Source organism: Enterobacter soli ATCC BAA-2102 (genome assembly GCF_001654845.1).
Classification (GTDB): Bacteria; Pseudomonadota; Gammaproteobacteria; order Enterobacterales; family Enterobacteriaceae; genus Enterobacter; species Enterobacter soli.
In genome coordinates, this window is record NZ_LXES01000007.1 from 108,952 (window position 1) to 134,494 (window position 25,543).

Annotated in this window: 22 protein-coding genes and 1 other RNA gene; 9 read left to right on the forward strand and 14 right to left on the reverse strand. The window is 53.2% G+C overall.

The features are described 5' to 3' along the window. Positions 1-116: 116 nt before the first annotated feature. From M987_RS02445 to M987_RS02505, 13 genes are all read right to left on the reverse strand, one after another. Positions 117-527 (reverse strand): Spy/CpxP family protein refolding chaperone, encoded by a 411-nt coding sequence (locus M987_RS02445; protein ID WP_041162133.1) that lies wholly within the window; start codon positions 525-527, stop codon positions 117-119. A 152-nt stretch (positions 528-679) separates the two neighbouring features. Next, on the reverse strand, positions 680-2,974 hold the full coding sequence (gene pflB / locus M987_RS02450) for a formate C-acetyltransferase (protein WP_014071858.1): 2,295 nt from the start codon (positions 2,972-2,974) through the stop codon (positions 680-682). Positions 2,975-2,989: 15 nt separating this feature from the next. Continuing rightward, positions 2,990-4,198, reverse strand: a complete 1,209-nt coding sequence (gene tdcD, locus M987_RS02455) for a propionate kinase (protein ID WP_014071859.1) — start codon at positions 4,196-4,198, stop codon at positions 2,990-2,992. A 30-nt stretch (positions 4,199-4,228) separates the two neighbouring features. Further along, on the reverse strand, positions 4,229-5,560 hold the full coding sequence (gene tdcC / locus M987_RS02460; protein ID WP_014071860.1) for a threonine/serine transporter TdcC: 1,332 nt from the start codon (positions 5,558-5,560) through the stop codon (positions 4,229-4,231). An 11-nt stretch (positions 5,561-5,571) separates the two neighbouring features. Beyond that, positions 5,572-6,561 (reverse strand): bifunctional threonine ammonia-lyase/L-serine ammonia-lyase TdcB, encoded by a 990-nt coding sequence (gene tdcB / locus M987_RS02465; protein WP_014071861.1) that lies wholly within the window; start codon positions 6,559-6,561, stop codon positions 5,572-5,574. Between the two features lie 122 nt (positions 6,562-6,683). Next, entirely contained in the window at positions 6,684-7,604 is a 921-nt protein-coding gene (gene tdcA, locus M987_RS02470; RefSeq protein ID WP_014071862.1) for a transcriptional regulator TdcA, read from the reverse strand. A gap of 818 nt (positions 7,605-8,422) precedes the next feature. After that, the gene (locus M987_RS02475) at positions 8,423-8,827 is read right to left on the reverse strand and encodes a hypothetical protein (RefSeq protein ID WP_014071863.1); all 405 of its coding nucleotides are present in this window, start codon (positions 8,825-8,827) and stop codon (positions 8,423-8,425) included. Further along, the gene (locus tag M987_RS02480; RefSeq protein ID WP_014071864.1) at positions 8,820-10,253 is read right to left on the reverse strand and encodes a PAAR domain-containing protein; all 1,434 of its coding nucleotides are present in this window, start codon (positions 10,251-10,253) and stop codon (positions 8,820-8,822) included. Before M987_RS02480 ends, M987_RS02475 begins: the two co-directional genes overlap by 8 nt. A 196-nt stretch (positions 10,254-10,449) precedes the next feature. Further along, an RNA gene (rnpB, locus tag M987_RS02485) (RNase P RNA component class A) lies at positions 10,450-10,829 on the reverse strand. Between the two features lie 32 nt (positions 10,830-10,861). After that, positions 10,862-12,007: a glycerate 2-kinase gene (gene garK, locus M987_RS02490; protein WP_014071865.1), complete on the reverse strand. Its 1,146-nt coding sequence runs from the start codon at positions 12,005-12,007 to the stop codon at positions 10,862-10,864. Between the two features lie 60 nt (positions 12,008-12,067). Continuing rightward, positions 12,068-12,958, reverse strand: coding sequence for a 2-hydroxy-3-oxopropionate reductase (garR, locus tag M987_RS02495; RefSeq protein ID WP_014071866.1), 891 nt, complete (start codon positions 12,956-12,958; stop codon positions 12,068-12,070). 31 nt (positions 12,959-12,989) lie between these two features. Further along, positions 12,990-13,760, reverse strand: coding sequence for a 2-dehydro-3-deoxyglucarate aldolase (gene garL, locus M987_RS02500; protein WP_014071867.1), 771 nt, complete (start codon positions 13,758-13,760; stop codon positions 12,990-12,992). Between the two features lie 15 nt (positions 13,761-13,775). Further along, positions 13,776-15,110: an MFS transporter gene (locus tag M987_RS02505; RefSeq protein ID WP_014071868.1), complete on the reverse strand. Its 1,335-nt coding sequence runs from the start codon at positions 15,108-15,110 to the stop codon at positions 13,776-13,778. Between the two features lie 414 nt (positions 15,111-15,524). Here M987_RS02505 and garD point away from each other — a divergent pair, with 414 nt between their 5' ends. After that, on the forward strand, positions 15,525-17,096 hold the full coding sequence (gene garD, locus M987_RS02510) for a galactarate dehydratase (protein WP_014071869.1): 1,572 nt from the start codon (positions 15,525-15,527) through the stop codon (positions 17,094-17,096). Positions 17,097-17,141: 45 nt separating this feature from the next. Here garD and M987_RS02515 read toward each other — a convergent pair whose 3' ends face one another. Next, positions 17,142-17,945, reverse strand: coding sequence for a DeoR family transcriptional regulator (locus M987_RS02515; protein ID WP_014071870.1), 804 nt, complete (start codon positions 17,943-17,945; stop codon positions 17,142-17,144). Positions 17,946-18,196: 251 nt separating this feature from the next. Between M987_RS02515 and kbaZ the strand changes: the two genes are divergently transcribed. The 8 genes from kbaZ (at position 18,197) to kbaY (ending at position 25,513) form a co-directional block, all read left to right on the forward strand. Further along, positions 18,197-19,492, forward strand: coding sequence for a tagatose-bisphosphate aldolase subunit KbaZ (gene kbaZ, locus M987_RS02520; RefSeq protein ID WP_014071871.1), 1,296 nt, complete (start codon positions 18,197-18,199; stop codon positions 19,490-19,492). Between the two features lie 20 nt (positions 19,493-19,512). After that, positions 19,513-19,986, forward strand: coding sequence for a PTS N-acetylgalactosamine transporter subunit IIB (gene agaV / locus M987_RS02525; protein ID WP_014071872.1), 474 nt, complete (start codon positions 19,513-19,515; stop codon positions 19,984-19,986). Positions 19,987-19,996: 10 nt separating this feature from the next. After that, a complete protein-coding gene (gene agaW, locus M987_RS02530) occupies positions 19,997-20,776 on the forward strand; it encodes a PTS N-acetylgalactosamine transporter subunit IIC (RefSeq protein WP_014071873.1) in 780 nt (259 codons plus the stop codon). Next, positions 20,766-21,644 carry a PTS N-acetylgalactosamine transporter subunit IID gene (agaE, locus tag M987_RS02535; protein ID WP_014071874.1) on the forward strand — a complete coding sequence of 293 codons (879 nt, stop codon included), beginning with the start codon at positions 20,766-20,768 and terminating at the stop codon, positions 21,642-21,644. Before agaW ends, agaE begins: the two co-directional genes overlap by 11 nt. 16 nt (positions 21,645-21,660) lie before the next feature. Further along, on the forward strand, positions 21,661-22,095 hold the full coding sequence (gene agaF, locus M987_RS02540; RefSeq protein WP_014071875.1) for a PTS galactosamine/N-acetylgalactosamine transporter subunit IIA: 435 nt from the start codon (positions 21,661-21,663) through the stop codon (positions 22,093-22,095). Next, the gene (nagA, locus tag M987_RS02545) at positions 22,092-23,225 is read left to right on the forward strand and encodes an N-acetylglucosamine-6-phosphate deacetylase (protein WP_014071876.1); all 1,134 of its coding nucleotides are present in this window, start codon (positions 22,092-22,094) and stop codon (positions 23,223-23,225) included. The genes agaF and nagA overlap by 4 nt, the downstream gene beginning before the upstream one ends. Positions 23,226-23,472: 247 nt before the next feature. Further along, complete coding sequence (locus tag M987_RS02550; protein ID WP_014071877.1) at positions 23,473-24,627, forward strand: SIS domain-containing protein; 1,155 nt, start codon at positions 23,473-23,475, stop codon at positions 24,625-24,627. Between the two features lie 13 nt (positions 24,628-24,640). Next, on the forward strand, positions 24,641-25,513 hold the full coding sequence (gene kbaY, locus M987_RS02555; RefSeq protein ID WP_014071878.1) for a tagatose-bisphosphate aldolase subunit KbaY: 873 nt from the start codon (positions 24,641-24,643) through the stop codon (positions 25,511-25,513). Positions 25,514-25,543 lie beyond the last annotated feature (30 nt).

The window sequence follows — 25,543 nt, forward strand, 5'->3', positions numbered from 1 at the left end:
TAGGGATTTTCTGTTACGGGAGGAAAATTTACTTCTTTGTGAGATGAAAGGACGTATTTTTTCTAAAAGTGATGACGATCAAGAAATAAAAACCCGCGCCACGCGCGGGTCCGAAATCATTCAGCCAGCGCATTCGCCATATCGGTTCGAATCTGCTTACGCTGTTCCGCCGTCAGTACCTGGCTTACGTCGAAGTAGTATTTCACCCGGTAGTAGCGAGTCTGCTCTTCAACTTTGCTGAAGGCAGCAAGCTGGTTTTTCACCGTGCTTTCATCCCATTTTCCTGCCTGGAACATGTCGATCAGCGCACCGTCTTTCACGCCGGTCATTGGGATTTTTGCGACGTTTTGCTCCAGCTTCTGGTGGAGATCTTCGATCTTCTTCACCTGCTCGTTACTGAGTTTCAGATGCTGTACCAGCGGATCCTGCGATGGGGATGGTGCGGCTTCAACATTGGCGGCCTGGGCCGCAAAACTGCACACGGTCAGTGATGCAGCAACCAAAGCAATACGGGTCATTTTCATCATCTTACTTTCCTTAAAAACTGTTTACGTGGAAAACAGGTGCATTGTTTTTCAAGAGCGGATGAATATGTGTGAATAATTATATAAACAATTTTGTATGTTCAGCGGGCAAAAAAATGCCCCCTGAAGAAAGGGGGCATGGAGGCTGGATTATGTCAGATCGCCTGCGTAAACGTCCTTGAAATGACATCTTGCTGCTGCTCACGCGTCAGGGCATTAAAACGCACTGCATAGCCTGAAACGCGAATCGTCAGGTTCGGATAATTCTCTGGATGTTCGATAGCATCCATCAGCATTTCCCGGTTCATGACGTTCACGTTCAGGTGCTGCCCGCCTTCGATGGCGGCTTCATGGTGGAAGTATCCGTCCAGCAACCCTACCAGGTTGGTTTTGCGCACCATCTCATCTTTACCCAGTGCCTGCGGCACAATCGAGAAGGTATAAGAGATGCCATCTTTCGCGTAGGTGAACGGCAGTTTCGCCACTGAGGTCAATGATGCCACTGCCCCTTTCCGATCGCGGCCGTGCATCGGGTTTGCGCCCGGGGCGAACGGCGTGCCGCCACGGCGTCCGTCCGGTGTGTTACCGGTCTTCTGGCCGTAAACCACGTTAGAGGTAATGGTCAGAATTGACTGGGTCGGCACCGCGTTGCGGTAGGTTGGCAACGCCTGAATTTTCTTCATAAAACGTTCAACCAGGTCGCAGGCAATGCTGTCCACGCGGTCATCATTGTTGCCGTACTGCGGGTAATCGCCTTCTATTACGAAGTCGACTGCCAGGCCGGTGTGGTCACGCACCGGTTTCACCGTGGCGTATTTGATGGCCGACAAGGAATCTGCCGCGACCGACAGCCCCGCGATCCCACATGCCATCGTGCGATGTACATCCCGATCGTGCAGCGCCATCAGCGAAGCTTCATAACTGTACTTATCATGCATGTAGTGGATAAGATTCAGCGCGCTGATGTACTGCACTGCCAGCCAGTCCATAAAGTGATCCAGGCTCGCCATCACGGTGTCGTATTCCAGCACATCATCCAGCAGCGGTTCAGTTTTCGGTCCGACCTGGATTTTCAGCTTCTCATCCACCCCACCGTTGATTGCGTACAGCAGCGTTTTGGCAAGGTTGGCGCGCGCCCCAAAGAACTGCATCTGCTTGCCGATCACCATCGGGCTAACGCAGCAGGCAATGGCGTAGTCATCGCTGTTGAAGTCGGCACGCATCAGATCGTCGTTCTCATACTGAAGTGATGAGGTCACAATCGACACCTGCGCGGCATATTTTTTGAAAGCAATCGGGAGTTGTTCAGACCAGAGAATGGTCAGGTTTGGCTCTGGTGCAGGCCCCATGGTGTGCAGCGTGTGCAGATAGCGGAAGCTGTTTTTGGTTACCAGCGTTCGGCCATCCAGCCCCATGCCGCCGATCACTTCTGTGGCCCAGATAGGATCGCCCGAGAAGAGGGTGTCGAATTCCGGTGTGCGCAGGAAGCGTACCATGCGGATTTTCATAATGAAGTGGTCAATCAACTCCTGCGCCTGCACCTCATTTATCCGCCCGGCGTGCATATCACGTTCAATATAGATATCGAGGAAGCTGGCAGTACGCCCGAGCGACATCGCCCCGCCGTTCTGCGATTTCACTGCCGCCAGGTAGGCAAAATAGACCCACTGCACCGCTTCCTGCGCGTTCATCGCCGGACGAGAAATATCAAAGCCATAGTTCGACGCCATCTGCTGAATTTGCAGCAATGCGCGCTTATGTTCAGCCAGCTCTTCGCGCAGGCGGATCGTGGCTTCCAGATCTTCACCACGCTCCAGTTTTGGCTGAAGATCCGCGAACTGGAGTTCACGCTCGCGCACCAGATAGCTAATGCCGTACAGTGCTACGCGGCGATAGTCACCAATGATACGCCCACGCCCGTAGCCGTCCGGCAGGCCCGTCAGCACGCCCGATTTGCGACAACGCATCATCTCCGGTGAGTAGACATCAAACACGCCCTGGTTATGGGTTTTACGCAGGTCGGTAAACAGGTATTCAAACTGCGGATCCATCTCGCGACCGTAGGCCTCGAAGGAACTGCGGATCATGTTGATCCCGCCATACGGATGCAGTGCGCGCTTGAGCGGTTTATCGGTTTGCAGGCCGACGATCGTTTCCAGATCTTCGTCGATGTAGCCCGGCCCATGGGCGGTAATAGTGGTGGCAATATTGGTATCAAAATCCACCGGGGCGTGGGTGGTATTCTCCTGGCGAATACCGACCATCACCTTCTGCCACAGCGCCGTCGTTGCAGGCGTCGCCTGCGCGAGGAAAGCTTCATCGCCTTCATAAGGGGTGTAGTTATGCTGAATAAAATCGCGCACGTTAACGGCGTCTTTCCATTCTTCACCGCGAAACCCGGCCCATGCATCACTGTAGGGTGCAACGCTCGTATCGATTGTTACTTTCATGACATTCTCGCTTTATCAGGCGTAAGCCGCAGCCGGAGTCACCTTTCCAAGACGGAGGGCGTCCAGCGCGATCATTTTTTCTTCATTAGTTGGGATCACCGCGCAGGCCACGCGGGATAAATCTGTAGAAATCACGCGCTCACCCGCACTGCCCGGCAGCGCGTTTTTGGCTTCATCCAGAATGATGCCAAAGACTTTCAGGTGCTCAGCCACCAGGGCGCGAATGAGGGTTGAGTTCTCGCCAATGCCTCCGGTAAAGACCACGCCATCCAGACGATGCAGTGACGCTGCGTGGCCGGCGATATGCCGCGCGATGCGATGAACAAAGGTGTTTATCGCCAACTGTGCGCGCTGATGCCCGTTATGCCAGGCCTTTTCCAGGGTGCGCAAATCGGACGACAACCCGGAGATCCCCAGCAGGCCAGATTCCTTATTCACAACGCGCTCCAGATCCTCGAAGGATTGCCCCGTTTGCTGGCCAATCCACGCCATCGCGCCAAAATCGACATCACCGCAGCGCGTGCCCATCACCAGCCCTTCCAGCGGCGTCATTCCCATGGAGGTATCCACACTTTCACCGTTGCGCACTGCGCAGATGGAGGCACCGTTACCGAGATGAGCGATGACCAGGCCGCTGTCATTTTCTGATAACGCCAGCAACTGATGCGCCTGCCCGGAAACATAGCGGTGGGAGGTGCCATGGAAACCGTAGCGACGCACGCCCAGCTCTTCGAAATAGTGATAAGGCAAACCGTACAGATACGCCTGCGGCGGCAGGGTCTGGTGGAAACTGGTATCAAACACAGCCACCTGCTGCACACCCGGGAATAACTGCTGTGCGGCTTCCACGCCGCTTAAGTTGGCGTAGTTATGCAGAGGCGCGAGTGGGGAAACCTGGCGGATCTGCTCAATAACCTGTTCGGTGATAAGGGTCGACTCGCTGAAGAGTTCGCCACCGTGAGCAATGCGGTGACCAATTAAGGCCACGCTGCTCATCAGGTCGCGTTTTTCCAGCTCGAGGGCGATGGCAGCCAGCGCCCCTTCGTAGTCATGGTGAGCCAGTCTGGCTGGCTCACCCCCATTCACGGAAATAAAGGCTTTTTCAGTATTGATACCGTCTGCAATGCCCGTCACCAGGGCATCGCAGCTGTTGGCGTCCAGTACTGAAAACTTAACAGAGGACGATCCGCAGTTAATAACCAGTACAACCGGAAATTCAATCATGGTGTGGCTCCGCTCATCCTGAGCTTTGATTTAGAACAGTTTGTAAACGATATTCAGAATGGTCAGCAGGCCGACAACGGTGACGAAGATGTTCTCCGTTCTGCCTTTGTATTTCGCCAGCGCCGGAGTCTTGCGGATGGCATACATCGGCAGCAGACACAGCAGAGAGGCGATGATTGGCGCGCCCATAGCTTCGATAAGGTCGAGAATGTTCGGGTTGGCGTAGGCCACAATCCAGGTAGAGCCCATGATGAAGACCATGCTGATGGTATTCAGTTTGCCCACCGAGACTTTCTTCTTATCGCCCTTGTAACCAAACTTCAGGACAAGGCCGTTCAGCCCTTCCAGCGTGCCGAGGTAGTGGCCGAAGAAGGATTTGAAGATAGCGACCAGCGCAATGATTGACGCACCGTATTCCAGAACCGTTGCAAAGGTAGATTTGGTTCCGGACAGTGAAGCAAAGTGGTTTGCCAGGTAGGAAAGCACCGGAATGTTCTGCGCTTTGGCTTCCGCCATGTTCTGCGGAGAGAGCGTGAACAGGCAGCTAAAGGCAAAGAACATCACCACTGCCACCATCAACATGCTGGCGCGGCCGATGATTTTGGAACATTTTTGCTCAGTGAACTCTTTACCGAACTCCGGTTCGTACTCTTCGCGTTTCGATACCACGAACGAAGAGACAATCGGTGAGAAGTTGAAGGAGAACACCATGATGGAAATCCCCAGCCAGACGGTAACCAGAATGCCGTCATGCCCGGTGAAAGCGATGTCGCTCAGGTTGACCTGGTCGATAACAGCAGAGTTCCAGTAAGGGATCAGCGACAGGGAAATCAGCACCAGGCTTGCGATAAAAGGGAACACCAGGAAGCTCATTACCTTCACCATCAGGTCTTTACCAAACCAGATAACAAAGGCCATCAGCAGCAACAGGAACAGCGCCACAAAGCCACGGTTCAGCGCAGGCAGCTGGAGCTGATTTTCCCAGAAGGTCATGAATGTGTTGGTAATGGTGACGCCGTAAATCCACAGCAGCGGGCAAATGGCAAAGAAGTAGAGGAAGGTGATCACCACCCCGCCGGTTTTGCCGAAGTGTTCTTCCACCGTCTCGGTGATGTTGCCGGACACATTGCTGCCAGACAGGCATAAACGCGCCAACGCACGATGGCAATAAAACGCAATCGGGAAGGCGAGAAGCAGCATGAGCAGGATAGGGATCAGGCCGCCAAAGCCTGCGCGGATTGGGAAGAACAGCACGCCTGCGCCGATTGCGGTACCAAACAGGCCGAGCGTCCAGGTGGTATCAGACTTACGCCAGGTGGACGTTTTTGTCTGGCCAACGATAATGCTTTCAGTGTTGCTCATAGGTCATCCTTTTATGCGTCAACAAAGCCGGTAATTTGGGAAACGCGGGAGAGGTCAATATTGCCGCCGGAAATAATGCTCACGGTTTTACGGCCCTGAATATAATGATCAAGCTTGCCGCTTAATAACGCCGCACACGCCAGTGCGCCAGCACCTTCAGTGACCACTTTATTTCGCTGAATGAGGGCAATCATGCTGTTGCGAATATCGTCTTCACTGACCAGCACAATGTCGTCAACTAATTCGCGAACAATTTCGAAGGTTAAATTACCCGGACGAGAAACATCGCAACCATCAGCTAATGTACCGGTGACACGGTGATTCATTATTTCTCCGGCATAATAGGATGCCGCCATTCCGTGAACATTTTCAGACTGTACGCCGATAATATTAATGGTTGGGTTAATAGATTTAATGGCTGTTGCAATCCCGGCAATTAAACCACCGCCGCCAATCGGTACAATCACGTTATCGACATCGTATAAATCTTCGAGGATTTCCAGACCTATGGTGCCCTGTCCGGCAATCACTTTAGGGTCGTCATAAGGCGGGATAAAAATACGCCCTTCCATCTCAACAATTTCACTCACTTTGGCAATGGTGTCGTTGAAGTTTTCACCGTGTAGCACCACTTCAGCCGAGTAGTCACGGGTGGCCGCGACTTTTGATTTCGGCGCGCCCATCGGCATCACCACTTTGCCGTCGATACCGAGCATAGCGCAGGATAGCGACACGCCCTGCGCATGGTTGCCCGCTGAACATGCGACCACGCCTTTACGTTTTTCGGCATCGGTCAACGAGCTTAATTTATTAAACGCACCGCGAATTTTAAAAGAGCCGGTACGCTGCATGTTTTCAAACTTCAGAAATATCTCACCTTTACAACGTTCGCTGAGATAGTTTGAACGTGGCATTCCGGTTTTATATATTTTTCCTGCCAGTCGTTTTCTGGCGTCCTGAATATCTTCAATTGTCACCGGGAGATCGTAGGTAATGTGCATAATATCCTCGTTATAATAATTCATTTTCTTCAGGCAAGATCAGAGTGTCAGAGTTTTAACAAGATAAACTCTGGGTGTTTTTAAAAAGGGTTAAACGTATTGTTGTTAACGTTATTAATGAATCATCGTCGTCGTTCACTGTTCAGCGAAGAATACTGTTTTGCCAGTTCGACTAATACTGACGCCGATTTTTTAATACTGTAATTTTTAGACCACACCGCGGCATAACGTGCTACGGGTAATTCATCTTCAACCGGCAGCACAATAAACTGATCTGAACCAAAAGGCGCAATCATGTCGCGCGGGATCACCGTCAGGTAATCGGCATTCAGTACCAGGTTGTAGATGGTGACGACGGAATCGGTCTGGACGATGTTTTCAATGCTGATGTGGTTGTCTTGCAGGGTGGTCAGGAGTTCTTTGTAGTAGCCCATATCGGTTTGCGGCATCACCCACTGTTCATCCGTGAGCGATGCCAGTGTAGTCGATCCGGTGCACGTTCGGGATTTGCTGGCCACCAGCACAAATTCGGATTCAAACAGCGGCTCAACATGCAGATCCTGGAGCAACATTTCATCGCTCAGGGTACCAATCGCGAAGTCGAGCCGCCCGTCGCGAATGGCTGGCAGGAAAGAGGAGAGCTGCGCTTCATACATAGAGACTCGCGCTTTTGGGAACACTTCCTTGAATTTTTTGATCATTTCCGACAGGAAGGTGAAACCAATCAGCGACGGGTAGCCAAAGGAAACATCCATAACGGTGCTGAAACTGAGGCTGTTAATTTCGCTCACCATGTTTTTCATTTCGCGGGTAATTGACTCAGAGTAGGACAGCAGCACCTGGCCTGCGGCAGTCAGTTTTACGCCGGTATTTTTGCGGACCATCACTTCAACACCGAAGTAGGACTCGATATCGCTGATAATTTTGCTGACAGCGGGTTGCGTCAGGCCCAGTTGTCTTGCAGCAGAACCTATGGAGCCACTTTTAATGACTTCCTGAAATACCACGAGGTGCTGTGTTTTCGGTAGAATAATAGTGTTCATAATATTCTGCGCTTATTTCCCTATGACGGGGAAGGATTCTACTCAATATCGTTAAGAGGGGTATGTGCTGTTACTCACAATTTGCCTTTTCTCACGATTACCCCAGGCCATGAAAACTCATTAAAAAACCTTAAAATCAATGAGTTAACAAATTAAAACCACACCATTCCGCTGATATTGATCAACAAAAAAGGGAGTAATAACTTTATTTTATGCCGATAACCAAGGTGGATTTTGTCTATTTTTAAATATCAATAAAGACTATCTTTCAGGCAATTAAAGGCGAATAAATAGCCATTATTCGTTTAAAACATTTTTGTGGCTTATCAAATTTATCAATAATATTTTTACTGGGCTGCGGGAAAGGGTGGAACACATCACATATTCACGGGGTAAATGTTTTTAGATTCAATATATGCATATCAAATAAGAAAAAAATGAGCACCATCATGACAACAACTACAACAATTTATCAACACTGGAAAATGACGGTTTTTCAGCGTTAAATTTTGCGCTCGAAGCCATCTACGGATGATGAATGTAAGCATTAATCATGGAATAGTGAAATGTGCTTAGTGTCGCAAATTTGAGAATTGATGTCGTTTGCGGGCATTGCCGGATAGCGTTGCGCTTACCCGCCGACAACCAACCAAAAGCAAAAACCCCGCCGAAGCGGGGTTTTTTAAGAAGTTGAAGCTGACCGATAAGGCGGCTTCGTTCAACTATACGTCAGGTATCAGCGGCGCAGGGGTTGTCTTGTGTCTCAGACTGTTTCTCACTTTGTGTTGCAGAGTAAAGCCCGCCAAGAGACGAGTCTTTCACATCCAACCGTGTTTTATCGCCAACATCAAAATCCCTGCAATGACAAAAAATACAATACTAATCAGACCTAGAAATGCTTCTACATAGAATGGTCTGATAATCCGTTTTGGTAATCCCCGGATGAAGTCTTTGTCATCGTTTTTGGTCAATATCGAGCTTTTATTCCACAATAGCGGCATGAATATGAACTGTGTTTTTATGCCGTATGCTCCCTCGTAATAAAGCGAGTTAACATTCTCGAATAGCACTACGGCATCGGGAAGACTGCCGAATTTCTCTTTGTATAGTTGGCAGATCTCATTAAATCTCTTCCTGTTCAGAAGTGAGGCTATGACACTGGTTGTCAGGAATAATCCGCCCAAAAGAGTCGTTATTATAAAAATCATTTTTAAATCAATCATTACTGGTTACCTCGTAAAGACCCAGTTTTTCCCCAATGAACTCACCAGTAACCCCGAACAATTCGCTTAGCACTTTATCACTTCCATATGCTATGCCCCCACTTACCCCGATTGTGCAAAGCAACGCACCAGCGCCTCCAGCTTCTATTGTTGCCGCTCCCAGCATCACTGCACAGACTGTATTTGCTGCACTACCCTGGATAATTCTACTTGCCAAAGCCCCTCCAGCTAAACTACCGGAAAACTCCCCAATAGAGGTAAACGAGGTTTTGGCACAATCGCGCCCAACGGTACAAGCCTCGGTGATCTTCGCAGCGGTATCAAGGGCTGACAGACCAATGCCAATTTTCCCGGCGGTTTCCATCAGCTTCACGTACTTTGCCAGCTTCTCGATATGGGTGGCGTAACCTTCAATATCGCTTACGCCTGTTTCGTTCCACCGTTGAGTGATTGAACGGCTGGAGAGACCAAGGGCGCTTTTCAGATCGGTGTATTCATTGAACATGAAACGATGCTTCATGAACATCCTCAGCACGCTATCAAGCTGACCAAACAGACGACGTCGTTCAACGAAAAACTGTTCACCAATCAGTGTGCCGCTGGTGATGTACTGGTTTTTGTAGGTCTGCTCGATCTCGAGGAGGATTTTTTCGACTCGTTCGAAATATCCCTTAGCGGCCTCCGTCGCTCTTCCCATATTTCCGGCAGCATCGTTTGTTGATTTAGCTGCGGCAGCGAACATCTCAATGGCGTCTTTGTGCCTGAAAAGAAAGTTGGCTTGCTGGATGGAGAGCGGCGCTAATGCTGCATCAATACGCTGTTTCGCGGCCTGCATATGGGCGATTTGCTCTTCATCCTGCTTTTTAGGGTCAACCACCAGCATGACAGAACCCGCTTTGTATCTTTCTTCCGGGCCGTTCAGCGTGGCAAATAGCTCCTTTACCCCTGCTGGCGGATTCTCAGTGAATAGCAGGCGCTGCCAGGCTTCTGTCGTCCCGCCGTAAGGGATAATGACAAAACCTGCATCGATGCCTGTTTTCTTTTTCGCAGTCTGGGCGTGTTGTTCCGGCCCTGAACGAAGTTTTGGCATCAGTGCGGCTGGATTAGGGGCCGCCGCTAAACCTGAACGCCTTAACGAAGATACTGTTTCTTTTTCATAGCAGTCAGGTATGGAGGGAATGAACTTCGCCTTGCAGGGGCAGGAACTGATACTGTCCAGCGTTCCGGCTAATTGCCGAGTTTCATCCATAAATCCCTCTGTGCCCCCAATAATCTTGTAGGAAACACCTGGATTTTTACCACAAGAAACAAAATCGCCTTCGCGGGCAGCATCAGCACCGTACCAGTCTATTTCCGGGGTTCCGGTTAAGATTTTGCCACCACAGGTAGTTTGGTCTCCAACCCGGAGATAATAACCCGTTGCCATAAGTCCCTCTACTTGCTATGGAAATAACAATGCTGGACACTTTACAAGCATTAATCTCACACACAAGAAACATCAGACTTAAGTAAAACTTAATCAGGCTTGCTCAATGGGTATATGTTATGGAGGCAGGAAAATGACAACCGCTGATGCATCCCATTTTTTAAATCTGAGATACATCAACGATCGTTTTAGAAGAAGTTGAAGCTGACCGATAAGCCGGGTTCTGTCGTTGGACAGTCATTCATCTAGGCCAGCAATCGCTCACTGGCTCAAGCAGCCTACCCGGGTTCAGTACGGGCCGTACCATGTGAACCCCTATTTGGCCTTGCTCCGGGTGGAGTTTACCGTGCCACGGACTGTTACCAGCCGCGCGGTGCGCTCTTACCGCACCCTTTCACCCTTACCTGATCCCACTTGCGTGGGCCATCGGCGGTTTGCTCTCTGTTGCACTGGTCGTGGGTTTCCCCCCCAGGCGTTACCTGGCACCCTGCCCTATGGAGCCCGGACTTTCCTCCCCTTCGCCCGTCTCCACCCGAAGGAGGACGACGACGAAGCGGCGACTGTCTGGTCAGCTTCGGCGCGCAGTATAGAGGGTTTGCACGCCGCTGTCACCCTTGCGTGCGCATCCCCATCTGCAAAGTCGCCGCGATATTGCGTGATGCGCGGTAAATGTTGTCGAATGCTCCCCGGAACGCCTCTTCCAGAGAACCAATACTGGTCAGTACGCTGAACACCGCATCGATACCGTACTGGTGCACAACGCCCACGTCTTTGGTCAGGCTACCGGCGATACCAATCACCGGCTTGTGGTATTTTTTGGCGACATTCGCTACGCCGACGGGCACTTTGCCATGAATACTCTGGCTGTCGAGCCGCCCTTCTCCCGTCACAACCCAGGTACAGTCGTGAATATGTTCTTCCAGGTTAAGCGCCTGCGTGACTATCTCAATACCGCTACGCAGTTCTGCGCCGAGAAATGCCATCAGCGCCGCCCCCATCCCACCAGCAGCCCCTGCGCCCGGAACATGCTTCACGTCGATGCGCAGGGACGTTTTAATCACATCCGCATAGTGGCTAAGGTTGGCATCCAGCTCCAGGATCATCCCTTCATCCGCCCCTTTCTGCGGGCCAAAGATACGGGATGCCCCTTTTTCCCCCACCAGCGGATTTGTCACATCACACGCCACACGAAGGGTGCAACTCTTCAGGCGTGGATCAAGACCCGATAAATCAATGCTATTGAGTGCCATCAGGCTACCGCCACCGTACCCAATCTCTTTGCCGTTGGCATCGCAGAGTTTTGCGCCCAGCGCCTGCACCATGCCAGCACCACCGTCGTTCGTCGAGCTACCGCCAATACCGATAATGATATTGCGCGCGCCTTTATCCAGCGCACTGAGGATAAGCTCCCCGGTACCGCGCGAGGTGGTGACAAGTGGGTTACGCAACGCGGGAGGCACAAGAGCCAGGCCGCTTGCCGCTGCCATCTCAATAAATGCAGTTTTACCATCGCCAGACATACCCCAGCAGGCATTCACCTTTTCGCCCAGGGGGCCGGTCACCACGGCATGATGCTCCGCACCCTGGGTTGCGGCAATCATCGCTTCGACTGTACCTTCCCCGCCATCGGCAACAGGAACAGAAACATAAAGTGCATCGGGGAAGATCTCCCGAAATCCTTTTTCTATCGCCTGAGCTACCTCGGTGGCAGAAAGGCTTTCTTTATAAGAGTCTGGAGCGATTACGATTTTCATAGTTGTAGCCTGTTACTGCACTCGGCAAAAATACCGGGCGCGTTCCCGCGCCCGTTTTTATTAGCGAGAGACTTCTACCTTCGCCAGTTTTTCGTAGTAGCACGCAATCGCGCTGTGGTCGGCGGTGCCCAGACCATCGGCACGCAGCGCCTGCATCATTTCCATTACCGCTGCGGTCAGCGGCAACTGCGCACCCACGCCGTGAGAGGTATCCAGCGCATTCGCCAGATCTTTGATGTGCAGGTCGATACGGAAACCTGGCTTGAAGTTACGATCCATCACCATCGGCGCTTTCGCATCCAGCACGGTGCTGCCTGCCAGGCCGCCACGGATTGCCTGATACACCAGATCCGGGTTGACCCCTGCTTTGGTCGCCAGCGTCAGCGCTTCGGACATGGCGGCAATGTTCAGCGCCACAATCACCTGGTTTGCCAGCTTGGTCACGTTACCTGCACCGATTTCGCCGGTGTGGACAACAGAGCCCGCCATCGCTTTCAGCAGGTCGTAGTACTTGTCGAAAATCGCTTTGTCGCCGCCCACCATCACTGACAGCGTGCCGTCGATCGCTTTAGGTTCGCCGCCGCTGACCGGAGCATCCAGCATATCCACGCCTTTCACTTTCAGCGCTTCACTGATTTCACGGCTCGCCAGCGGGGCGATAGAACTCATATCAATCACTACCAGACCCGGTTTCGCGCCTTCAATAATGCCGTTCTCACCCAGAGCAACCTCTTTCACATGCGGTGAGTTTGGCAGCATGGTGATGATCACGTCGCACTGCTCGGCAATGGCTTTGGCGGTAGTTGCCGTTTCTGCCCCTGCGGCAATCACTTCAGCAACCGCCTCTGGATTACGGTCAGAAACCACCAGTGAGTAACCTGCTTTAATGAGGTTTTTACTCATTGGTTTACCCATGATACCCAGGCCAATAAAACCAACTTTCAGTGTCATAATTGCGTCTCTCTCTTTCTCTCAGGGGTGGTTATTTCTTAAAGGAATCAGCCAGTTTTTGGGTGGCAGAGCGGAATACGCCGAGGTCACTGCCGACAGCGACAAACGTCGCGCCCCACTCCAGGTAGCGGCGGGCATCAGCTTCAACCGGAGCCAGAATGCCGCACGGTTTGCCGTGTGCTTTGGCGCGGGCAAAAATATGCTGGATAGCGCGTTGTACTTCCGGGTGAGAAGCATTGCCGAGGTGTCCGAAGGCGGCAGCCAGATCGCTTGGGCCAACGAAAATCCCGTCAACGCCCTCGGTCGCTGCGATGGCATCGACGTTATCGACACCCTGCTGGCTCTCAATCTGCACCAGGATGGTGATGTTCTTGTTGGACTGCGCAAAGTAGTCCGGCACGGTGCCAAACATGTTGGCACGGTGAGAAACAGACACGCCGCGAATACCTTCTGGCGGGTAGCGTGTAGAAGCCACGGCCTGCACCGCTTCCTCAACGTTCTCCACAAACGGGATCAGGAAGTTGTAGAAACCGATATCCAGCAAACGCTTGATGATCACCGGCTCGTTAGTCGGGACGCGAACGACCGGCGCACTGTTGCTGCCTTTCAGCGCCATCAGCTGCGGGATAAAGGTGCTGATATCGTTCGGTGCATGTTCGCCGTCCAGTACCAACCAGTCAAACCCTGCAAGGCCGAGCACTTCCGTGCTGATTGGGCTTGCCAGCGCTGACCAGCAGCCAATCTGAATCTGGTGTGCCGCGAGGGCCGCTTTAAACTTATTCGGGAAGATATCGTTACTCATCGCTTATACCTTTGCTTATTTCTGCAATTCCATACGTTTGATGTCGCCGACTACGAACAGGTAGCAGACCATCGCCATCAACGCTGAACAGCCAACGAATACCAGTGCCGCGTTGAACGAATGCAGTTCACTGACCAGATAACCAATTACTAGTGGAGTCACGATGGACGCCACGTTACCAAAGACGTTAAACACACCACCGCACAGGCCCACAATCTCTTTTGGCGCCGTGTCGGAAATTACCGGCCAGCCCAGCGCACCAAACCCTTTGCCGAAGAACGCCAGCGCCATCAGGGCCACCACCAGCGCGGTGTTATTGGTGTAGTTGCACAGGATGATTGAAGAGGCCAGCAGCATTCCCAGTACAATCGGCAGCTTACGCGCCAGGGTAATCGACTTGCCTTGCTTAATCAGACGATCCGAGAACACCCCGCCGAGTACGCCACCGGCAAACCCACACAGTGCCGGGATAGAGGCCACCAGACCCACTTTCAGAATCGACATGCCCTTTTCCTGCACCAGATAAATCGGGAACCAGGTGAGGAAGAACCAGGTGATGGTGTTGATAAAGTATTGACCAAAAAATACGCCCAGCATCATGCGGTTAGTCAATAACTGTTTGATGTAATGGAGCTTAGGCCCGCTCGCTGCCTGTGCGCCCGGCTTTTTATGGTCCATATCAACCACTGCGCCGCCTTCGGAGATAAACTTCAGCTCCTGCTCAGACATCCGTGGATGATCGGTTGGGTTATGGATGAACTTCACCCACATCCCTGTCAGCACGAAGCCAATCACACCCATTACGGTAAAGACATGTTCCCAGCCCCAGGCGAAGGTCAGCCAGCCGAGCAGCGGCGAGAAGATCGCCAGCGAGAAATACTGCGCGGCGTTAAAGATGGCAGACGCTGTGCCGCGCTCTTTGGTCGGGAACCAGGCGGCCACAATACGGGCGTTAGCCGGGAACGACGGTGCTTCCGAGAAGCCAAGCATAAAACGCATGATAAACATCGACACGCCTGCCCAGGCCAGCGGGAAGACATCAACAAAACCTTGCAGGAAGGTGAACAGCGACCAGAAAAACAGGCTATAGGTATAGACCTTTTTTGAGCCAAACTTATCCAGCAGCCAGCCGCCGGGGATTTGCATCAGCAGGTACGCCCAGCCAAACGCAGAGAAGATGTATCCCATTGATACGGCACTCAGTTGCAGCTCCTTCGCCACTTCAGTACCAGCAATTGACAGCGTCGCACGGTCAGCGTAGTTGATGGCCGTAACGATAAATATAATCAGTAGAATTAAATAGCGGGTTGGTACGCCCTTTTTTGATTCTACAGCAGTATCCAGTATCATGTTTATTTCCTCGGGCACATCGATAGATTTATATTTATAATTTTTAGAAAGAATATTTCCTGATTATTTATCGATAGCAGGCAATATCAGGTAATTAACCAGATGCAATGAAATCGTGATTCAGTATAATCACCACCCGGCGGCTGCACATTGTTTTAATGCTCAATTATCACTTCCCATTTCAACAATATATTGAGCATATGCACAAAGCACTGGGCGCTGATGCACAGAATCACGTATTACTGACCAGGACGCGCTATCTCTGGTTTTGTTGAGTGATCTGGATCACATTCTTATCCCTTAAGTCCTGACATTCTTTATTTAAGAAAGCAGCGTCTTTATTTCGCTAATAAGAAAATAAATACCCAACCTGCTGCATTTATTATCAGACACTTTGCTGGAGAATACTGAACAATGGCCGACATTGAAATTCGACAAGCGTCGCCGACGGCGTTCTATATAAAAGTACACGACACAGATAATGTGGCGATTATTGTCAACGACAACGGTTTAAAAGCCGGAACCCGATTCCCGGACGGGCTGGAACTGATTGAGCATATTCCACAAGGACATAAAGTTGCCCTGGTGGATATCCCCGTTCATGGCGAAATCGTTCGTTATGGCGAAGTCATTGGCTACGCGGTTCGTGCTATCCCGCAAGGAAGCTGGATTGAAGAATCTCTGGTTGAGCTGCCAAAAGCGCCGCCGCTGAACACGCTGCCGCTGGCGACCCGCGTTCCTGAACCGCTGCCACCGCTGGAAGGTTATACTTTCGAAGGTTATCGCAATGCAGACGGCAGCGTTGGCACCAAAAACCTGCTCGGCATTACCACCAGCGTACACTGCGTGGCGGGCGTGGTGGACTATGTGGTGAAAATCATCGAACGCGACCTGCTGCCAAAATACCCGAACGTAGACGGCGTGGTGGGCCTGAACCATCTTTACGGTTGCGGTGTGGCCATCAACGCACCGGCGGCTGTTGTGCCTATCCGTACCATTCACAATATCGCCCTGAACCCGAACTTTGGCGGCGAAGTGATGGTGATTGGTCTGGGCTGCGAGAAGCTGCAACCCGAGCGCCTGCTGCAAGGCACTGAAGACGTAAAAGCCATTCCGGTGGACGATGCCAGTATTGTGCGTTTGCAGGATGAGCACCATGTCGGTTTCAAATCGATGGTCGACGATATTCTTCAGGTTGCAGAACGCCATCTGGATAAACTGAACAATCGCCAGCGTGAAACCTGCCCGGCCTCTGAGCTGGTAGTCGGCACGCAGTGCGGCGGCAGCGATGCGTTTTCCGGCGTAACCGCGAACCCGGCGGTCGGCTATGCCTCTGACCTGTTTGTACGCTGTGGCGCAACGGTGATGTTCTCTGAAGTCACCGAAGTACGTGACGCCATCCATCTGCTGACACCACGCGCCATCAACGAGGAGGTGGGCAAGCGCCTGCTGGAAGAGATGGCCTGGTACGATAATTATCTTGATATGGGCCAAACCGACCGCAGCGCCAACCCGTCTCCGGGTAACAAAAAAGGCGGCCTGGCAAACGTGGTGGAAAAAGCCCTGGGATCGATTGCCAAATCCGGCCAGAGCGCCATTGTGGAAGTGCTCTCTCCGGGCCAGCGCCCAACTAAACGCGGCCTGATCTACGCCGCAACACCGGCCAGCGATTTTGTCTGCGGCACGCAGCAGGTGGCATCCGGCATTACGGTGCAGGTCTTTACCACCGGGCGCGGCACGCCGTACGGCCTGATGGCGGTACCTGTCATTAAAATGGCGACCCGTACCGAGCTGGCCAATCGCTGGTATGACTTAATGGACATTAACGCCGGGACCATCGCCACCGGGGAAGAGAGCATTGAGGATGTGGGCTGGAAGCTGTTCCATTTCATTCTGGATGTGGCGAGCGGTCGCAAGAAAACCTTCTCTGACCAATGGGGATTACATAACCAGCTGGCGGTGTTTAACCCGGCGCCGGTGACCTGATAAACTTAAATCCTCTCCCGCACGGGAGAGGATTACCCTAACCCCTTAAACCAATACCACGTCAATCCCGCTTTTACGCAACCCTTCCAGACTTTCCGCCGGAATACCTTCATCGACAATAATCATATCAATCCGTTGTGTATCAATGATTTTATGCAGGCTTGAGCGGTTAAATTTGCTGGAGTCAGTGACCACGATAATGCGCTCGGCGACCTCGCACATTTTGCGATTCAGACGGGCTTCATCTTCGTTATGCGTGCTCACACCGCGATCGAGATCGATGGCGTCTACACCCAGAAACAACAGGTCAAAATGGTAATTCTGTAAGGACTGCTCCGCCTGGTCGCCATAAAACGACTGCGACTGACGCCGCAGATGCCCGCCGGTCATCAGCAGTTCCACCCCTTCAGCTTCCAGAAGCGCATTCGCCACGTTCATCCCGTTGGTCATGGCAATCACGTCCGTGTGCTGACGCAACATCCGCGCAATCTCAAACGTCGTGGTACCGGAATCCAGAATGATGCGGTGCCCAGGCTTCACCAGCGCAGCTGCGGCCTGCGCGATACTGCGCTTCACCGCCGTATTCAGCGAGCTTTTATCCTCCACGGAAGGTTCAACGCCCGGGATATTGCCTTCGCAAATCAACGCGCCGCCATAAGCGCGAACAGCAATGCCCTGCTTCTCAAGAAAAGCCAGGTCGTTGCGGATCGTCACCGTCGAAACGCCGTAAAGATGAGAAAGATCGTTAACCTGCACGCTACCCTGCGCCCGCAACCGCTGAATGATCTGCTCTCGCCTTTCACTGGTGCCGGTGACACGCTTTTCCGCGGATGAATCGGTGCTGCTCATACGAGCTCCTTAATAAATAAACTTTCGTTTCATTTCGTTTTGACTATTAAGGCCTTTCTTTTACGGGAATGCAAGCCCTGTCAGGCGCGTAGACGCAAGATAGCCTGGCGCTGAAACCTTTCATTATGTTTCTTTTGTGAAACAGATCGGAAAACTATTATCTTTCGTTTTATTTTTATACCACCATGATGCAGGATTAAATGAAACAAAACGAAAGACAAGAGCCATAAACATCCGAAACGGAGAGGAAAGTGAAACATCTGACAGAAATGGTGGAACAACATAAACGGGGGAATGCAAACGGGATCTATGCCGTCTGTTCCGCACATCCACTGGTACTTGAAGCTGCAATTCGTTATGCGCATTCGCATCAAACACCACTTCTGATTGAAGCCACCTCCAACCAGGTGGATCAGTTTGGTGGTTATACCGGCATGACACCTGCTGATTTTCACGGGTTTGTCTGCAAGCTGGCAGAATCTCTTGGTTTCCCGACGTCACACCTCATCCTCGGTGGAGACCATTTGGGTCCCAACCGCTGGCAAAATTTGCCTGCGCAGCAGGCGATGGCAAATGCCGACGCTCTGATCAAAAGCTATGTTTCAGCCGGATTCAAAAAGATCCATCTCGACTGCAGCATGTCCTGCGAGGACGATCCGGTTCCCCTGACCGATGCGATCGTCGCCGGGCGCGCCGCACGTCTGGCGAAAATTGCCGAAGAGACCTGCCGTGCACAGTTTGGTGTAGCCGATCTGGTTTACGTTATCGGCACGGAAGTTCCGGTTCCAGGCGGCGCCCATGAAACGCTCACCGAGCTTGAAGTCACCACGCCGAACGCGGCACGCGCGACGCTTGAAGCGCATCGTCACGCCTTCGAAAAGGAAGGATTAAACGACATCTGGCCACGCATTATTGGTCTGGTGGTTCAGCCTGGCGTGGAATTCGACCATGCGCACGTCTGCGACTATCAACCGCAGAAAGCCGTCGCGCTAAGCAAAATGGTTGAAACCTACGACACGCTGGTATTTGAAGCGCACTCCACTGACTACCAGACCCCGCAGGCGCTGCGCCAGCTGGTAAACGATCACTTCGCGATTTTGAAAGTTGGCCCAGCCCTCACCTTCGCCCTGCGTGAAGCCCTCTTCTCTCTGGCCGCGATTGAAGAGGAACTGCTGCCAGCAAAAGCCAGCTCTGGCCTGCGCCATGTTCTGGAAAACGTGATGCTAGACCGGCCGGAATACTGGCAGAGCCATTACCACGGTGACAGCAACGCCCGACGCCTGGCGCGCGGCTATAGCTACTCTGACCGCGTGCGCTATTACTGGCCTGACAGCCAAATTGACGTCGCTTTTGAACAACTGGTGCGCAACCTTGCAGACGACCCCATACCGCTGCCGCTCATCAGCCAGTACCTGCCGTTGCAGTACAGCAAAGTTCGCGAGGGTGCTCTCAAGTCGACACCGCGGGAACTCATCATCAACCACATTCAGGACATACTTCAGCAGTACCACGCCGCCTGCGAAGGCGTAACAACTCAAAACGCATAAATAAAAATGAGGAAAACGCTATGCCAAACATTGTCTTATGCCGCATCGATGAACGCCTGATCCACGGTCAGGTAGGCGTGCAATGGGTGGGGTTTGCGGGGGCGAACCTGGTGCTGGTGGCAAATAACGAGGTGGCTGAAGATCCGGTTCAGCAAAACCTGATGGAAATGGTGCTCGCGGAAGGGATTGCCGTGCGTTTCTGGTCGCTGCAAAAAGTGATCGACAACATTCACCGTGCCGCCGAGCGCCAGAAAATTCTGCTGGTCTGTAAATCACCCGCCGACTTTTTGACGCTGGTTGAGGGCGGCGTGCCAATCACCCGTATCAATGTTGGAAACATGCACTACGCCAATGGCAAACAACAAATTGCCAAAACGGTATCTGTCGACGCAAGCGATATCACTGCGTTCAACGGCCTGAAAGCGGCCGGAGTGGAGTGCTTCGTTCAGGGCGTTCCAACAGAGACTGCTTTGGATCTCTTTAAACTGCTCTGAGGGATTCACAATGGAAATCAGTCTATTGCAGGCTCTGGCGCTTGGTGTTCTCGCCTTTATCGCCGGTCTGGATATGTTTAACGGCTTAACGCATATGCACCGCCCAGTGGTGCTTGGGCCGCTGGTTGGCCTGATTCTCGGCGATTTGCACACCGGCATTTTAACCGGTGGTACGCTGGAACTGGTCTGGATGGGGCTGGCCCCGCTGGCGGGAGCACAGCCACCTAACGTAATTATCGGCACGATCGTGGGCACCGCGTTTGCCATTAGCACCGGCGTGAAGCCAGAAGTCGCCGTTGGCGTTGCCGTCCCGTTTGCCGTCGCGGTACAGATGGGGATCACCTTCCTGTTTTCCGTTATGTCCGGCGTGATGTCCCGCTGCGATCGCATGGCAGCAAACGCCGACACCAACGGCATTGAACGGGTCAACTATCTGGCGTTGCTGGCTCTCGGTATCTTCTACTTTCTGTGTGCTTTCCTGCCGATCTACTTCGGCGCGGAACATGCAAAAACCGCCATTGACGTTCTGCCAGCTCGATTGATTGACGGCCTCGGCGTGGCGGGCGGCATCATGCCAGCGATCGGCTTCGCCGTGCTGCTGAAGATCATGATGAAAAACGTCTACATCCCTTACTTCATCATCGGCTTTGTGGCTGCGGCCTGGCTCAAGCTTCCGGTACTGGCGATCGCGGCTGCGGCCCTGGCAATGGCGCTGATCGATCTTATGCGTAAATCACCTGAACCGACGGCACCTGCTGCCCAGAAAGAGGAATTCGAAGATGGCATCTAATCAAACAACGTTACCGGGCGTGTCTGAAAGTGAAGAGACCCTGCTGACTGGCGTTAACGAAAACGTCTACGAAGACCAAAGCATCGGTGCTGAACTGACGCAAAAGGATATTAACCGCGTGGCCTGGCGTTCCATGCTGCTGCAAGCCTCGTTCAACTATGAACGTATGCAGGCATCCGGCTGGCTGTACGGGTTGCTCCCAGCGCTGAAAAAGATCCATACCAACAAACGGGATCTGGCGCGCGCCATGAAAGGGCACATGGGCTTCTTCAACACCCATCCCTTCCTGGTCACCTTTGTTATCGGCATCATCCTGGCGATGGAACGCTCCAAGCAGGATGTGAACAGCATTCAGAGCACCAAAATTGCCGTCGGTGCACCGCTCGGCGGCATTGGTGACGCCATGTTCTGGTTAACCCTTCTGCCCATCTGCGGCGGTATTGGTGCCAGCCTGGCGCTACAAGGATCTATTCTGGGTGCAGTGGTCTTTATCGTGCTGTTTAACGTTGTACACCTCGGCCTGCGTTTTGGCCTGGCACATTACGCATATCGAATGGGCGTAGCGGCAATACCGCTGATCAAAGCCAACACCAAAAAGGTTGGCCATGCAGCCTCCATTGTCGGGATGACGGTGATTGGCGCGCTGGTGGCAACCTATGTCCGCCTCAATACGACGCTCGAAATCAAGGCGGGTGATGCCGTTGTCAAACTGCAGGCTGACGTTATCGACAAGCTCATGCCCGCGTTCCTGCCGCTGGTCTACACCCTGACCATGTTCTGGCTGGTGCGCCGCGGCTGGAGTCCACTGCGTCTGATTGGTATCACCGTGCTGCTGGGCGTTGTGGGTAAATTCTGTCACTTCCTGTAAAAGCAAAGAGGTTTCGATGTTAGGCATTATTTTGACGGGTCACGGTGGTTTTGCCAGCGGGCTTGAGCAGGCGATGAAGCAGATCCTTGGCGAGCAACCACAGTTTATCGCCATCGATTTTCCTGAAACCTCCACCACCGCTCGGCTGACTGAGCAGCTTGAACAGGCGGTAAACGGGCTGGACTCGCAGCACGATATTGTGTTTCTCACCGACCTGCTGGGCGGCACACCGTTTCGCGTGGCGTCAACCCTGGCCATGCAGAAACCGGGCAGCGAAGTGATTACTGGCACCAACCTGCAACTTCTGCTGGAGATGGTGCTGGAACGCGAGGGATTAAGCAGCGAAGCCTTTCGTTTACAGGCACTAGAGTGTGGGCACCGCGGGCTGACCAGCCTGGTAGATGAGCTTGGACGCTGCCGCGAAGAAGCTCCGGCAGAGGAAGGGATATGAGCCAGCTGTTACGCGCTCGTCGTGTGCTCACCGAGCAGGGCTGGCTCGACGACCACCAGCTGCGCATTGACGATGGCGTCATCACCATGATTGAGCCCATCCCTGCGGGCATCGCGGTGCGGGATGCTGAACTGCTTTGCCCCGCGTACATCGATATTCACGTTCACGGCGGCGCGGGCGTTGACGTGATGGATGATGCACCTGACCTACTGGATACCCTGGCGAAGCATAAAGCGCGTGAAGGGGTGGGCGCATTTCTGCCCACAACCGTCACCGCGCCGCTTGAGGCTATCCATGGCGCACTCCGGCGAATTGCCCGGCGCACTCTGTCCGGTGGGCCTGGCGCGCAGGTTCTGGGCAGCTATCTGGAAGGCCCGTACTTTACCCCGCTAAACAAAGGGGCGCATCCGCCGGGGCTGTTCCGGGAACTGGATATTGCTGAGCTGAACGCCCTGTCCGACGTTTCGCAAAACACGCTACGCGTGGTGGCGCTTGCGCCAGAAAAACCCGGCGCGCAGCAGGCAATCCAGCACCTGAAACAACGCGGTATACGCGTCATGTTAGGTCACAGTGGGGCCACCTACGCGCAAACTCTTGCGGCTTTTGACGCGGGCGCGGATGGCCTGGTGCACTGTTATAACGGCATGACCGGATTACATCACCGGGAACCTGGGATGGTTGGCGCAGGGCTTACGGACACGCGAGCCTGGCTGGAACTGATAGCCGACGGACATCACGTCCATCCGGGTGCCATCCGCCTGTGCTGCTGCTGTGCGAAAGATCGCATAGTGCTAATTACTGATGCGATGCAGGCTGCAGGAATGCCGGACGGGCGCTACACCCTTTGCGGGGAAGAGGTCAGTATGCAAAACGGTGCCGTGCGTACCGCCACCGGTGGCCTGGCGGGGAGTACGCTCTCGCTGGACGCCGCCGTACGCAATATGGTGGAACATGCGGAGATCACTGCTGAAGATGCTATCCATATGGCCTCTCTGCACCCTGCCAGACTGCTGGGTATCGCTAACCAGCTCGGATCGCTAGCACCGGGTAAACGTGCAAATCTTATTGCTCTGGACGGTGGTTTACACCTTCAGCAGATCTGGATTCAGGGTCAGGCTCTTCCCCTTTAACCCTTTCATTGTGTCTCCTGTTGGCCTTACGAAACTCGATCGTAAGGCCTTTCTTTTTCTTTCCCTCTTCATTTCCTTTCCCTTTGCGATCACACTTTTCGTTTTATTTCTTTTCTTTCATTGAACTTTCGATTTCTTTTCTATAGATTTTATTTAACTGCTTAAGTGAACAAGTGAAACGAAACGAAAGATAGCGACATATTTGCCAGGCATCTGATGTGGAATTCACGCGACTAAGGACTGAGTTATGCCAGAAACGTACACCCCCACCCCCGCCACAACAGGCACATGGACTGAAGAAGAGATCCGTCAACAACCTTCCTGCTGGATCCGCTCTCTCACGAATATCGATAGCCTGCGTTCAGCGATCGACAGCTTCCTGACGCCGCTGCTAAACAAGAACGATCTGCGGATCGTCCTGACCGGCGCAGGCACTTCAGCCTTTATCGGCGACATCATTGCGCCGTGGCTCGCAAGCCACACCGGGAAAAACATCACCGCCGTACCCACAACCGATCTGGTCACGAACCCGATGGATTACCTCAGCGCGGGGCATCCGCTGCTGCTGGTTTCTTTTGCGCGCTCCGGCAACAGCCCGGAAAGCGTGGCAGCCGTTGAGCTGGCAAACCAGTTTGTGCCGGAGTGCTACCACCTGTCGATCACCTGCAATGAGGCGGGCAGCCTGTACCAGAACGCCGTCGACAGCGAGAACGCGTTTGCCCTGCTGATGCCTGCCGAAACGCACGATCGCGGGTTTGCCATGACCAGCAGCATTACCACCATGATGGCGAGCTGCCTGGCGGTATTCGCACCGGAAACGATCAACAGCAAAACCTTCCGCGACGTTGCCGAACGCTGCCAGGCGATCCTCGCCACGCTCGGCGATTTTAGCCACGGCGTCTTTGGCAACGAGCCATGGAAAAGGATCGTTTATCTGGGAAGCGGGGGATTACAAGGTGCTGCGCGCGAATCAGCGCTGAAGGTGCTGGAGCTGACTGCAGGCAAGCTGGCGGCATTCTACGACTCCCCAACCGGCTTCCGTCACGGGCCTAAGTCGCTGGTAGACCACGAAACGCTGGTGGTGGTGTATGTCTCCAGCCATCCGTACACGCGTCAGTACGATCTGGATTTGCTGGCCGAACTGCGTCGCGATCGCCAGGCCATGCGCGTCGTGGCCATTGCCGCCGTTACGGATCCAGTGATTGAAGCGGGCCCCCATATCCTGCTGCCACCTTCCCGTCCGTTTATCGATATGGAACAGGCGTTCTGTTTCCTGATGTACGCCCAGGTCTTTGCGCTCACGCAGTCGCTCAGCGTAGGCAACACGCCAGATACACCATCCGCCAGCGGTACGGTTAACCGTGTGGTGCAGGGCGTTGTTATTCATCCGTGGCAGGCTTAATGAGGATCTGATTATGAGTATCATCTCGACGAAATATCTTCTGCAGGACGCACAGGCAAAAGGCTACGCCGTTCCGGCGTTCAATATTCATAACGCAGAGACGATCCAGGCGATCCTCGAAGTGTGCAGCGAAATGCGATCGCCGGTGATCCTCGCGGGTACCCCAGGCACCTTTAAGCATATTGCGCTCGAAGAGATCTACGCCCTGTGCAGCGCTTACTCCCTCACTTACGAGATGCCGCTGGCGTTGCATCTCGACCATCACGAATCGCTGGACGATATTCGTCACAAGGTCAACGCCGGTGTGCGCAGCGCGATGATCGATGGTAGCCACTATCCGTTTGAACAGAACGTGAAGCTGGTGAAATCCGTCGTCGATTTCTGCCATCTCAACGACTGTAGCGTCGAGGCCGAACTGGGCCGTCTGGGCGGTGTGGAAGATGACATGAGCGTGGATGCTGAAAGCGCCTTCCTGACCGACCCGCAGGAAGCGAAACGCTTTGTCGAACTGACCGGTGTAGATAGCCTTGCCGTTGCCATCGGCACCGCGCACGGCCTCTATACCAAACGCCCAAAAATCGACTTTCAGCGGCTAGCTGAAATCCGCGAAGTCGTCACTGTGCCGCTGGTGCTGCACGGCGCGAGCGATGTCCCCGATGAGTTTGTTCGCCGCACTATCGAGTTAGGCGTTTGCAAAGTCAACGTGGCAACCGAGCTGAAAATCGCCTTCTCTGACGCGGTCAAAGCCTGGTTTGCCGAAAATCCGCAGGGCAACGATCCCCGCTTCTACATGCGGGTTGGCATGGACGCCATGAAAGAAGTGGTCAGAAGCAAAATCACCGTTTGTGGTTCCGCAAACCGGTTACTGCTTCCGGCTGAAGCCTGATCCCATCGCCCATTACATCAATACCTAAAA